Genomic DNA, 11,692 nt, shown 5'->3' with positions numbered 1-11,692 from the left:
CACGAGCGGCGCATCGCCGAGCCCGCCGACATCGACCGCACCCGCGTTCAACGCTTCGCCGAGCGGTTGCGCAGCCGGGAAATTGAACCATTCGATCCTGTACGGCAGGTCTTTCAACTGGCCCGACGCTTCGAGAATGCCGCGCGTTTGCAAGGACTGATCGCCAACCTTCAACACCGGCAGATCGGCCGCCTGAGCGGGCGCGGCGCACAGCAGCATGGCCATCGTCAGCGTGACGGCGCGAAGCGATGCGGACCACGCACGCTTCGAAACAGAGAGGATATCGAACGAAAAACGCAGAGTCGTCATGGCGATGCTTGCCCGATGGCACGAAGTGATTTGCCATCGACGATAAGGGACGCCTCTGTATAAGACAAACGCATTATTCTTCTAAGCAAATATGCGAATTTTATTCGGCACCGATGCGTGCGTGCGCAGCGCGGCGGGTATCATCGAGCGCATTCTTTTGCGCTCTCGCCCCCGGCACCGCTCATCATGAAGATCGACGAAATCGACGCCTACGTCACCGTCATTCGCTGCCAGTCGCTGCAACAGGCGGCACTCGCGCTCGGCCTCACTCAACCGGCGATCACGCGACGTCTGCAGAATTTCGAAGAGGCGCTTGGCGTCGAACTGCTCGATCGCAATACGCGGCCGCTCAAGGCGACGACCACTGGCCGCGTCGTGTATGAGCAGTGCCGCGTGATCCAGCGCGAACTCGACGTACTGCGCGGCATCGTCGCCACCGACACGCCGCCCGCCGGCACCTTGCGCGTGGGCGTCGCGCAAACCATCGCCGACGTCGCGCTGAGCGACGCGATCGGCGCGCTGAAAGCCGCCTACCCCGATCTGCGGGCGCGCGCGTCGACCGGCTGGGGCAGCCAGTTGCTGCAACGGCTCGAACAGGGCGAACTCGACACCGCCGCGATCCTGCTGCCCGCCAACAAGACCTTCGACGACGCGCTATCCGCGCGCTCGCTCGGTCGCATCAAACTTGCCGTGGTCGCGCAGAAAGGCATGCTGAAAAAGCGCGTGCATACACTCGCAGAATGCCAGTCGATCGGCTGGGTGTTGAACCCCGATGGTTGCGGCTTTCGCGACGGACTGCAACGCGCGCTGACAGGCCTCGGCCTCACGCTCAAGCTCAATCTGGAAACGCCCGGCACCGAATTGCAACTGCAACTGGTGGCGGGCGGCAACGGGCTCGGCCTCGTGCCGCTACCGCTGCTGCACGCGAGCGCGCACACCGGCGCGCTCGACATCGTCCCGCTCGGCGACTTCAAGCCGCTGATCGACATCTGGCTCGTGCAGCCGCGCGTGCTCGGCAAGCTGCAACAGCCGGTCGAGCAATTCGGCGCGGTCATCGAGCGGGCGTTCAAGGAAACGCGCAAGCAGCGCGCGGCGTGAACCGCACGCTGCCCGCGCCGCCTCGGCCGGACTCGACTCAAATCAAAGTCAAAGCACGCGAAACCCATGCGTGCCGTCGCGCCCCAACTGCGCGACGAGCCCATATTCCCACTCCAGATAGGCGTTCATCGCTTCGTGGGCGTTATCGGTGCCTTCATACGGACGCCGGTAACGATCGATGCGCGGCGACGCCATGCGGGTCTCGCCGCTTTCGACTGGAAAGCCCGCTTCGATCCACGCCGCCGTGCCGCCGCTGAGCACCTGCACCGGGCGGCCCGTCAGCGCCGCGAGTTCGGGCGCGGCAAAGCGTGCAAGCTGGCTGGTGCCGCAGGTCACGACATAGCGTTGCGCATCCGGTAATTTGCGCACCGCCGTATCGAGCAGGCCGCGAATCGCGAAGCACGCGCCCGGAATGTGGCGCTTCACATAGTTGGCGCTCGTCGTGAAATCGAGTACGACCGTGCCCGGCGACTGCAGCAGCGCGCGCAACTCGGCTGGCGTGATCTCATCGGCATCGGGCGGCGTGGGCGCGAGACGCGCGGGCGGCGCCGCGCCCTTCTCGGCGAAGTCGGCAGCGCTCAGACCGTCGACCACGTACACCTCGACATTCATCTGCGCGAGCCATGACGCACTCATATTCGCACGCACGCCGTCGTTGTCCGCGAGAATCACGCGCGCGCCGCGCACCGGCGTGAACATGTCGGTTTCCTGCACCAGCTGGCCGCCCGGCGCGCTGCGAAAACCGGGCACGTGGCCCGCTTCGTATTCCTCCGGCGTGCGCACGTCGAAGCGATACACGCTGCGCACCGCTTCGTCGGCCCAGCGGCGCGCTTCGTCGCGCGATGTGCGGCCCACCTTTGCGCGGTCGGCGACCACGCGCGCGGCATCCGCGGCGGCCAAACGCAGCGCGTCGTCGACGACCGGCTCGAAGCGGCGTGAACTGCCGTGCGCGAGCGCCTGCCCCGCCAACGTCCAGCCGATCGTGCCATTGCGCAGCGCCACGACCGGATTCGGCACGCCCGCATTGATTAGCGATTGCGCACCGATGATGCTGCGCGTGCGCCCCGCGCAATTGACGATGATCCGCGTGGCCGGGTTCGGTGCGAGTTGCCGCGCGCGCAGCACCAGTTCGGCGCCCGGCACGCTGATGCTGCCGGGGATGTTCATGGTCTGGTATTCGTCGAAGCGGCGCGCGTCGAGCACCACCACGTCGGCTTCATGATCGAGCAGCGCCTGCACCTGCGGCGCCGATAGCGATGGCGTGTGGCGCACACTTTCCACCAGTTCGCCGAACGCCTTGCTCGGCACGTTGACGTCCTGAAACAGTTCGCCGCCGGCTTCGCGCCAGCCTTGCAGGCCGCCGTCGAGCAAGGCGACGTCGGTGTAGCCGACTTCGGTCAGGCGCCGCGCGGCGCGCTCGGCGAGGCCTTCGCCGGCGTCGAATACGACAATCGGCACCGCCACGCGTGGCAGGCGCACTGGCGCGTCCAGTTCGAGCCGCGACAGCGGCAGGTTGGCGGCAAACAACGGATGACTGCGCGCGTGCGGGTCTTCCTCGCGCACGTCGACAAGTGCAATTTCTTCACGGGCGATAAGCGCGCCGCGCACGTCTTCAAATGATCGGGTACGGAATTCGTTGATGACACTCATGGGGTAAGAGACTCCTTCGAGACATTCCAGATAGTCGGCAACACGTCGTTCGAGTAACCTGAGATGAAAGTCTTACGGCCCGCGTCGCCGGTATAGACCGAGCGCGTCACCGCGCCGATGTTTCCACCGTACACGTGAATGCTGATCGACGCACGGTCGTCAAAAGCATTGCACACGCGATGGATGTCGCCGATACGCGGCGACACCGCGTCCACGGCCCCCTGTTCGAGGCGCAGCGGCGCACCCTGTTCGGTGAGCGCGCCGTCCTCGCGGATACGATACGCCTGAGCAATTTCCGCGCCCCGCAGCACGCCGATCAAACCCCAGACGGTGTGATCGTGCACGGGCGTCGTCTGGCCGGGTCCCCACACAAAACTGACGATTGAGAAACGCTGCCGCGCGTCCGCGTGCAACAGGAATTGCTGGTACTGCTCGGGATGGGGCCGCGCGAATGCATCGGGCAGCCAGTCGTCGTGGGCGATCAGTTCGCGCAATGCGGCGGCGCCCGCTTCGAGCAGACGCGCTTCCCTGCGGGCTGCGCTCTGCAACGCGTCGTGAGATTCATGGTTCGCGTCGTCATGCGCGGCTTCGCCGACAAGCGACGCGATCTGGCCGACGAATGCGCGCAGCCGGTCCGGCCTCAATCTCTGGGTCATGGATGGGTTTCGAAAAGGGATAGACTCGCGTCGCGCGCTCATGCCATCCGCGCGAGCGCTGGGACGCAACGCAACGCAACGCAACGCAGACGCCAGTTCATCGCGGCAGGCCGTTCGCGCAGCGCAGCGCCGGCGTGCGCGAAACGGGCGTCGCCCGCCGATCCGCGTGCGATCCGCGTGCGATCCACCTGCCATCCGCGTGCGATGCGCGCCGCGAACCGCAAGCGTGCGGCGTCGTCGAGACGCGCTCAAGTGAGCACGTCGGGCTCCGCTTCCACGAGCCCTTCCAGCAGGCTCTGGAATGCAAACAGCGCACCGCCCGGGCGGCCCACCTGCTCGTGCGTGAGCGCGGCGACGTCGTGCGCAATCGCTTGCGGGGTGCCCGCGGCTTGCGCGAGCAATTGCGTATGGCACGCGTTGTCGAGCGCGATATACCACCAGGCCGCCGCTTCGACGCTTGGGCCCGCCGTGAGGATGCCGTGATTCTTCAGGATCACCGCCTTGCGCTCGCCGAGCGCCGCCGCGATTCGCGCGCCCTCCTCCGTGTCGAGCACGACGCCGCGAAAATCGTCGAACAGTGCATGGTCCTGATAGAACGCGCACGCATCCTGAGTCAGCGGATCGAGCGTGCGGCCGAGCGTCGACCACGCCTTGCCGTACAGCGAATGCGTGTGAGCCGCCGCAATTACGTCGGGGCGCGCTTCATGGATAGCCGCGTGGATCGCGAAGGCCGCCTGATTCAACGGCCCTTCGCCGACCACGATCTCGCCTTCGGCATTCACCAGCAGCAGGTCGGACACGCGGATACGGCTGAAGTGCCTGCCGAACGGATTGACCCAGAAGTGATCGGGCCACTCGGGGTCGCGCGCGGTGATATGGCCGGCGAGCCCCTGATCGAAGCCATAACGCGCAAACAGACGAAACGCGACGGCCAGCCGTTCCTGCCGATGACGGCGTTCGGCCGCGATGCTCTCGCGCGGCGGCACATCGTCGAACCAGAACTTGCGCAGCGGCGCGTGACGCGCGAGCGTCGGCGGCTCGGCTGGGCGCGGGGAGCCGACTGCGGCGAGAGAGAGATCGGACATGCGCGCCTCCGTTCAGGCCGCCGCGCGCTCGACGCGCGCGATGCGTTCACGGGTCGCGGGAATCAGTTCACGGCCGTATTCGATCGCGTCTTCCAACGGATCGAAGCCGCGCACGAGGAACGTCGACACCCCGAGCGCGTGATATTCAACGAGCGTATCGGCGACCTGTTCCGCCGTGCCGACCAGCGCGGTCGAATTCGAGCGTCCGCCGATTTCGCGCGCGATGCCGGTCCACAAGCGCTCGTCGGCGCGATCCGACTCGCCCGATGCCGCGAGCAGACGCCGCGCGCCTTCGCTTTGCGCCGGACCACCGACGCCGAGCCCCTGTGCCGCGCGCAGCCGCCGCGTTTCGGCGAGGATGTGCTCCGCGCGCTCCCACGCGGCGGCTTCGGTGGCCGCGAGAATCGGCCGGAACGACACCGAGAAGCGCACGCTGCGGCCGTGCTTCGCGGCCTGCTCGCGCACGCGGGCCACCTGCTGGCGCACCTGGGCTTTCGACTCGCCCCACAGCGCGTAGACGTCCGCGTGACGGCCGGCGATGTCGCGCGCGGGCGCCGACGCGCCGCCAAAGTACACCGGAATATGCGGCTGCTGCACGGGCTTGACTTCGGAGAAGCCCTGCTCGAAGCGATAGTACTTGCCCGCATGATCGAAAGGTTTCGTCTCGGTCCAGATGCGGCGCAGGATATGCAGGTATTCGTCGGTACGTGCGTAGCGTTCGTCGTGCGACAGGTAGTCGCCATCGCGGCGTTGTTCGGCATCGTCGCCGCCGGAGATGATGTGCACCGCGAGGCGTCCGCCCGAGTAGTGATCAAGCGTCGCCAGCTGGCGCGCGGCGAGCGTCGGCGCGACGAAACCCGGCCGGTGCGCGAGCATGAAGTGCACACGGCTCGTCACGTTCGCTGCGTGAGCCACCGTGAGCAGCGCGTCGGGGCTGGTCGAATGATGCGGCACGAGAATGCGGTCGAAGCCCGCGGCTTCATGTGCGCGGGCGAATTGCCCAACGTAGCCGATGTCGACGGCGGGACCTTGCGGCGCGTGAGTTTCAGACACCTTGCGGGTCTGGATCATACCGATGAATTCGATGGACACGTCGGCGTCTCCCTGAATGGTTGCCCGGCGGTGCGGCGGCGTGTTGCGCCGGCTGCGTGACGCCGTTCGAGGGGCTTACGGTAGCAGCGCGACATGCGCTTGTTAAATATTGATCGGCCATATGTATATCGGCTTTGCATGTAACGTTTGAGCGAGCCGGCGGCGGCCCAAACCCCCTTCGACGAACGTGGACATCCGCGCACCGTCAGCAGAAAAACGCAACCTTTGCCACAATGCCCCCATCGCGCGAGAGCGCCGGAAACAGCAAACGAACAGACAATGATCCCCTTCTCGGTCCTCGACCTTTCGCCAGTCACCGCGGGCGCCACGCCGGCGGACGCGTTCAGAAATACGCTCGATCTCGCGCAGCATGCGGAAAAGTGGAACTACCGCCGCTTCTGGCTCGCGGAACATCACAACATGACAGGCATTGCCAGCGCGGCGACGTCGGTGGTGATCGGTTATGTGGCGGGCGGCACGAAGACGATCCGCGTCGGCTCGGGCGGCGTCATGTTGCCGAACCACGCGCCGCTCGTCATCGCAGAGCAGTTCGGCACGCTCGCGTCGCTCTACCCCGATCGGATCGACCTCGGTCTCGGCCGCGCGCCGGGCACCGATCAGAGCACCGCTCGCGCGCTGCGCCGCGATCTGCAGAACAGCGCCGATTCTTTCCCCGACGACGTCGTCGAGTTGCAACGCTATTTCGCCGATCCCGTGCCGGGCCAGCGCATTCGCGCGGTGCCGGGCGCGGGGCTGCACGTGCCGCTGTGGCTGCTCGGCTCGTCGCTGTTCAGCGCGCAACTCGCCGCGGCGCTCGGCCTGCCGTTCGCGTTCGCGTCGCACTTCGCGCCCGATTACATGCTCACCGCGCTGGAGGTCTATCGCTCGCAGTTCCGGCCGTCGGCGACGCTCGACAAACCGCATGCGATGGTCGGCGTCAACCTGTTCGCTGCCGATACCAACGAGGAAGCGCAGCGTCTGTTCACCTCGCTGCAGCAGCAGTTCATCAACCTGCGGCGCGGCACGCCCGGCCAGTTGCAGCCGCCGGTCGAGCGGATCGATGCGTCGGAGATGGAATTGAACGGCGTCGCGCATTCGCTCGCGTGCACCGTGCTCGGCGATCGCGAGGCGGTGCGCGCAGGCCTGTTGTCGATCATCGATCAGACAGGTGCCGACGAATTGATGCTCACCGCGCAGATCTACGATCACGCAGCGCGGCTGCGATCGTTCGAGATCGGCGCACAAGTGCGTGACGAGTTGAGTGCCGGGAAGTAGTCGCGCCCCCGTGCATGAAAAAGGGCGGCCACATTGGCCGCCCTTGTTTTTTGCTCAGACAGCCGGCCAGTCAGGCGCCGACCGGCTTGCCCACAAAAGTTCGCATTCAGCGATTCGCCGGCACCGCCGCCATTCCGTCCAGCAGCGCCTTATGAAACGCCTGCGGGTCCTGCATCTGCGGCGCGTGCCCCAGTTCCGCGAACTCGATGAGCGTCGCATGCGGGATCGCCTTCGCGGCCGCCTTGCCCAGTTCCGGATAATGGCCAATCTGCGCACGCACCGCAGGCGGCGCCGCGTCCTTGCCAATCGCGGTGGTGTCCTTCTGCCCGATCAGCAATAGCGTCGGCATGCTCAACTGCCCCAGTTCATACACGACCGGCTGCGTATAGATCATGTCGTACAGCAGCGCGGAATTCCACGCGACGATCTGCTTGCCCGGGCCGCGGTACATTCCCGCCAGCATCTGCACCCAGGGTTCATAGTCCGCGCGCCACTGGCCCGCGTAATAGGTGGCCTGCTCGTAGCGGCGGATGCCGTCGGCGCTCGTCTTCAGTTCGCGCTCATACCACTGGTCCACCGACAGCGACGGCACGCCCTTCGCCTTCCAGTCTTCGAGACCGATCGGATTCACCAGCACGAGTTGCTGCGTTTCGCGGGGATACATCAGCGCATAGCGAATCGCCAGCATGCCGCCGGTCGAATGACCGATCATCGTCACGTCGCTCACGCCGAGCGATTCCAGCAGCGCATGCGTGTTGCGCGCGAGCTGCTGAAAGCTGTACTGATAGTGCTCGGGCTTGCTCGATTTGCAGAAGCCGATCTGGTCCGGCGCGATCACGCGATAGCCGGCATCGCTCAGCCGATGAATGGTCGCGTCCCACGTCGCTGCGCAGAAGTTCTTGCCATGCAGCAACACCGCCGTGCGGCCGTTAGGCGTGGCGGGTTTGACGTCCATGTAGGCCATCTGCAGCGGCACACCTTGCGACGTGAACTCGAAGCGCCCGAGCGGCGCGGGATAGGTAAAGCCCTGCAACTCGGGCCCGTAAGCCGGACCGCTGTTATCGGCAACAGGCGCGGCGGCGCTCGCGGAGACCGGGCTGGCCCCGCTCATCCCCGCAGCGGCGGCGTTCTGCGGCGTGGCGGCCGAAGCAGAGCAAACGGCGGATGCAGCAGCCCATGCGCAGAAGCTCAACAGGGCAAGCAGTGAATGGCGGCGATAACTCATCGGATTTTTTTGCAAAAAAAGACGCGGCAGGGGCACCTGCAAGACCGAGCGGCGGGTCGCCGCCCTTCGGCCTGCGGCGCGAGAGCGCACGATTCTACGACGCGCCGCTGGACTGTGCCGCCAGTCGCGCAGGCCGCCGCCGTGTCGGCCGGTTTGGCATGCATATTGCGCTCGCTGACCTCACGCTCTATGTGCAGTGCCGCACGGATGAGCGCCGTGCAAGAGTCGATCGTGCGCAAGATGGACGCGCGCGCGGCCCGAGGGCAATTCGCACTCTCGCTCGGGACCAATCGGTGCTAGAACTAGCTGACAGGCCCCGCGTCGATGGAGCACCTGGCAGCCCGAATCATCAGCGCGAAGCAAGTGGCTTACACCATCCGGGCCTATAACTCAGCAACTATCTTGCAGGCGACCGGCGTCAGTGCTGTGCACTCGCCGCGGTCGGCAAAGGAGACAGACATGGACACTCCAGCGCGGCACACCGATATTCAGCGCACCACCCTCGCCATCGTGCTCGCGGGCGGACGGGGCACGCGGCTCGGGCCGCTCACCAACAAGCGCGTCAAGCCGGCGGTGCACTTCGGCGGCAAATACCGGATCATCGACTTCGCGCTGTCCAACTGTCTGAACTCCGGCATCCGCCGCATCGCCGTGGTCACGCAGTACAAGGCGCATTCGCTCTTGCGGCACATGCAGCGCGGCTGGAGTTTCCTGCGCGGCGAATTCGGCGAGTTCATCGACCTGTGGCCCGCGCAGCAGCGCGTGGAAGGGGCGCACTGGTATCGCGGCACCGCCGACGCGGTGTTCCAGAACCTCGACATCATCCGTTCGATCCGGCCGAAATACGTGGTGGTGCTCGCGGGCGACCACATCTACAAGATGGACTACACGCGCATGATCGCCGACCATGCGGAAAGCGGCGCGGACTGCACGGTCGGCTGCATCGAGGTGCCGCGCATGGACGCGGTCGCGTTCGGCGTGATGGCGGTGGATGAGAATCGCCGCGTGACCGGCTTCGTCGAAAAGCCCGCCGACCCGCCCGCGATCCCCGGCCGTCCCGATACGGCGCTCGCCAGCATGGGCATCTACGTGTTCAGCGTCGACTACCTGTACACGCTGCTCGAAGAGAACATCTCCAGCATCGATACCGATCACGACTTCGGCAAGGACATCCTGCCGCGCGTCGTCACGCAAGGCACAGCGATCGCGCATCCGTTCAGCATGTCGTGCGTGTCCTCGGACCCGAACGTGGAGCCGTACTGGCGCGACGTCGGCACGATCGACGCGTACTGGGCCGCCAATCTCGACCTCGCCTCGACGATCCCGACGCTCGACCTGTACGACCGCAACTGGCCGATCTGGACGTATCAGGAGCAGTTGCCGCCCGCGAAGTTCGTACGCGACATGAAGGGGCTGCAAGGCTCGGGCAACAATCTGATCGTGTGCGGCGGCTGCGTGATCTCGGGCTCGCAGATTTCGCGCTCGGTGTTGTCGTCGAACGTGAAGGTGAGTTCGTTCTGTAATATCAATGAGGCAGTCTTGTTGCCACAGGTCACAGTCGGCGCGAGCTGCCGGCTGCAGAAGGTGGTGATAGACCGCGGCTGCGCGATACCGGATGGCACGGTGATCGGCGAAGATCCGGTGGCCGACGCCGAGCGCTTCTATCGCACCGACGATGGCGTCGTGCTGGTCACGCCCGAAGCGCTGCGCCAGAAGCAGGCGGTGAAGTGACGCGCACGGCGGTCGTCCGCCGAACATCCCCAGCCCGGTCTTGCTTCTCGCGGCATGAGCTGGCGCACAACCCTCACTCAGGAACGAGACCCGGCCTATGACGATTCGCGCCCTGCACGTCGCAAGCGAGCTGTATCCCCTCCTCAAAACGGGCGGTCTCGCCGACGTCGCGGGCGCGCTGCCGCCCGCGCTGATCGAGCGCGGCGCCGACGTGCGGGTGCTGCTGCCCGGCTTTCCCGCGGTGCTCGCGGGTCTCGCCGACCTGCATCCGGTCGCGCAGCTGGGGCGCCGCTTCGACACGCCGGGCGTGACGCTAGAGCGGGGTACGCTGCCGTCGAACGGTCTGGTCGTCTACGTGATTCGCGCCGATACGCTGTACGACCGGCCCGGCAACCCCTACCTGAACGACGAACACGTGCCCTACGGCGACAACGCGCAGCGTTTCGCGCTGCTCGGCTGGGTAGCCGCGCAACTGGCGCAGCAGCTGGACCCGGCGTGGTCGCCGCAGATCGTCCACGCGCACGACTGGCATGCGGGGCTCGCGCCGGCCTATCTGAAAGCGGCCGAGCGCCAGCATGGCCGCGCGCTCGCGCGCAGCGTCTTCACGGTGCACAACCTCGCGTATCAGGGCGTTTTCCCCGCGCATCAGTTCGGCCAGCTCGCGCTGCCGGACGATTTTTTCAGCATGTACGGCATCGAGTTCTACGGGCAGTTGTCGTTTCTGAAGGCGGGGCTGTTCTACAGTGACCGCATCACGACCGTCAGCCCGACCTATGCGCGCGAAATCCAGACGCTCGCCCAGGGCGGCGGGCTCGACGCACTGCTGCGCCATCGCTCGCACGATCTGAGCGGCATTCTCAACGGGGTGGACTACGCAGTCTGGAACCCCGCCGACGATGCGTTGCTCGACAACCACTACAGCGCCACGCGCCTCGCCGGTAAGCTCGCCTGCAAGGAGGCATTGCAAAAACGCTTCGGCCTCGCGCAGAAAAGCGATGCGCTGCTGTTCGGCGTGGTGAGCCGTCTGACCGAACAGAAGGGCCTCGATCTGCTGCTTGGCGCGGTGCCCGAGATCGTCAAGCGTGGGGGGCAACTGGTCGTGTTCGGCACCGGCGACCCGGCGCTGGAGAATGGCCTGAAGCGGGTCGCGCAGGCGCATCCAGAGTCAGTCGCCGTGGAACTCGGTTTCGACGAGACGCTCGCGCATACGATTGTCGCGGGCAGCGACGTGATCGCGGTGCCGTCGCGTTTCGAGCCGTGCGGGCTCACGCAGCTCTATGCGCTCGCGTATGGCTCGCTGCCGCTCGTGCATTGCGTCGGCGGCCTCGCGGATACAGTGGCGGACGCGTCGCTCGAAAATCTCGCCGACGATCTCGCCACCGGCTTCGTGTTCGAATGCTTCGACCCGAAGGGGCTCTCCGCCGCGATTCGCCGTGCGTTCGCGCTGTATGGGCGACGCACCGAATGGAAGGCCGCGCAGCGCCGCGCGATGCGGCAGGACTTCGGCTGGGGGGCGTCGGCGGAGCGGTACCTGGCGTTGTATCGCGAACTGGTTTGATCTGGAGAGCGGG

At 66.1% G+C, this 11,692-nt stretch carries 9 protein-coding genes and 1 pseudogene; 4 read left to right on the top strand and 6 right to left on the bottom strand.

Going from position 1 to position 11,692, the window contains the following annotated elements:
* A pseudogene (locus CIC12_RS04680) lies at positions 1 to 225 on the bottom strand (aliphatic sulfonates ABC transporter substrate-binding protein); the annotation flags it as partial.
* A gap of 270 nt (positions 226 to 495) precedes the next feature.
* Between CIC12_RS04680 and CIC12_RS04675 the strand changes: the two are divergent.
* Complete coding sequence (locus tag CIC12_RS04675; RefSeq protein WP_168662619.1) at positions 496 to 1,407, top strand: LysR family transcriptional regulator; 912 nt, start codon at positions 496 to 498, stop codon at positions 1,405 to 1,407.
* A gap of 48 nt (positions 1,408 to 1,455) precedes the next feature.
* Here CIC12_RS04675 and CIC12_RS04670 read toward each other — a convergent pair whose 3' ends face one another.
* The 4 genes from CIC12_RS04670 to CIC12_RS04655 form a co-directional block, all read right to left on the bottom strand.
* On the bottom strand, positions 1,456 to 3,057 hold the full coding sequence (locus tag CIC12_RS04670; protein WP_168662617.1) for a rhodanese-related sulfurtransferase: 1,602 nt from the start codon (positions 3,055 to 3,057) through the stop codon (positions 1,456 to 1,458).
* Positions 3,054 to 3,713, bottom strand: coding sequence for a cysteine dioxygenase family protein (locus tag CIC12_RS04665; RefSeq protein WP_168662615.1), 660 nt, complete (start codon positions 3,711 to 3,713; stop codon positions 3,054 to 3,056). The genes CIC12_RS04670 and CIC12_RS04665 overlap by 4 nt, the downstream gene beginning before the upstream one ends.
* 248 nt (positions 3,714 to 3,961) lie before the next feature.
* On the bottom strand, positions 3,962 to 4,798 hold the full coding sequence (locus CIC12_RS04660) for a class II aldolase/adducin family protein (protein WP_168662613.1): 837 nt from the start codon (positions 4,796 to 4,798) through the stop codon (positions 3,962 to 3,964).
* 12 nt (positions 4,799 to 4,810) lie between these two features.
* A complete protein-coding gene (locus tag CIC12_RS04655) occupies positions 4,811 to 5,890 on the bottom strand; it encodes an LLM class flavin-dependent oxidoreductase (protein ID WP_168662611.1) in 1,080 nt (359 codons plus the stop codon).
* A 279-nt stretch (positions 5,891 to 6,169) separates the two neighbouring features.
* Between CIC12_RS04655 and CIC12_RS04650 the strand changes: the two genes are divergently transcribed.
* Positions 6,170 to 7,165, top strand: a complete 996-nt coding sequence (locus CIC12_RS04650; protein WP_168662609.1) for an LLM class flavin-dependent oxidoreductase — start codon at positions 6,170 to 6,172, stop codon at positions 7,163 to 7,165.
* Positions 7,166 to 7,271: 106 nt separating this feature from the next.
* On the opposite strand, the gene CIC12_RS04645 is transcribed toward CIC12_RS04650, so the two are convergent.
* Positions 7,272 to 8,390, bottom strand: coding sequence for an alpha/beta fold hydrolase (locus CIC12_RS04645; protein ID WP_168662607.1), 1,119 nt, complete (start codon positions 8,388 to 8,390; stop codon positions 7,272 to 7,274).
* 459 nt (positions 8,391 to 8,849) lie between these two features.
* On the opposite strand from CIC12_RS04645, the gene glgC reads away from it, so the two are divergent.
* Together glgC and glgA are read left to right on the top strand one after the other, a co-directional pair.
* Positions 8,850 to 10,121, top strand: a complete 1,272-nt coding sequence (gene glgC, locus CIC12_RS04640) for a glucose-1-phosphate adenylyltransferase (RefSeq protein ID WP_168662605.1) — start codon at positions 8,850 to 8,852, stop codon at positions 10,119 to 10,121.
* Between the two features lie 97 nt (positions 10,122 to 10,218).
* The gene (gene glgA / locus CIC12_RS04635; protein ID WP_168662603.1) at positions 10,219 to 11,679 is read left to right on the top strand and encodes a glycogen synthase GlgA; all 1,461 of its coding nucleotides are present in this window, start codon (positions 10,219 to 10,221) and stop codon (positions 11,677 to 11,679) included.
* Positions 11,680 to 11,692 lie beyond the last annotated feature (13 nt).

This window comes from Paraburkholderia sp. SG-MS1 (genome assembly GCF_012275575.1).
In the GTDB taxonomy this organism is placed as follows: domain Bacteria; phylum Pseudomonadota; class Gammaproteobacteria; order Burkholderiales; family Burkholderiaceae; genus Paraburkholderia.
Note: the sequence above shows the minus strand (reverse complement) of the source record. Positions and strands in the feature narration are given on the sequence as shown.

Excerpts from the sequence above, each read along its gene's own strand:
- CIC12_RS04675 (WP_168662619.1), top strand. The coding sequence starts at position 496 with ATGAAGATCGACGAAATCGACGCCTACGTCACCGTCATTCGCTGCCAG.
- CIC12_RS04670 (WP_168662617.1), bottom strand. The coding sequence starts at position 3,057 with ATGAGTGTCATCAACGAATTCCGTACCCGATCATTTGAAGACGTGCGC.
- CIC12_RS04665 (WP_168662615.1), bottom strand. The coding sequence starts at position 3,713 with ATGACCCAGAGATTGAGGCCGGACCGGCTGCGCGCATTCGTCGGCCAG.
- CIC12_RS04660 (WP_168662613.1), bottom strand. The coding sequence starts at position 4,798 with ATGTCCGATCTCTCTCTCGCCGCAGTCGGCTCCCCGCGCCCAGCCGAG.
- CIC12_RS04650 (WP_168662609.1), top strand. The coding sequence starts at position 6,170 with ATGATCCCCTTCTCGGTCCTCGACCTTTCGCCAGTCACCGCGGGCGCC.
- CIC12_RS04645 (WP_168662607.1), bottom strand. The coding sequence starts at position 8,390 with ATGAGTTATCGCCGCCATTCACTGCTTGCCCTGTTGAGCTTCTGCGCA.
- glgC (WP_168662605.1), top strand. The coding sequence starts at position 8,850 with ATGGACACTCCAGCGCGGCACACCGATATTCAGCGCACCACCCTCGCC.
- glgA (WP_168662603.1), top strand. The coding sequence starts at position 10,219 with ATGACGATTCGCGCCCTGCACGTCGCAAGCGAGCTGTATCCCCTCCTC.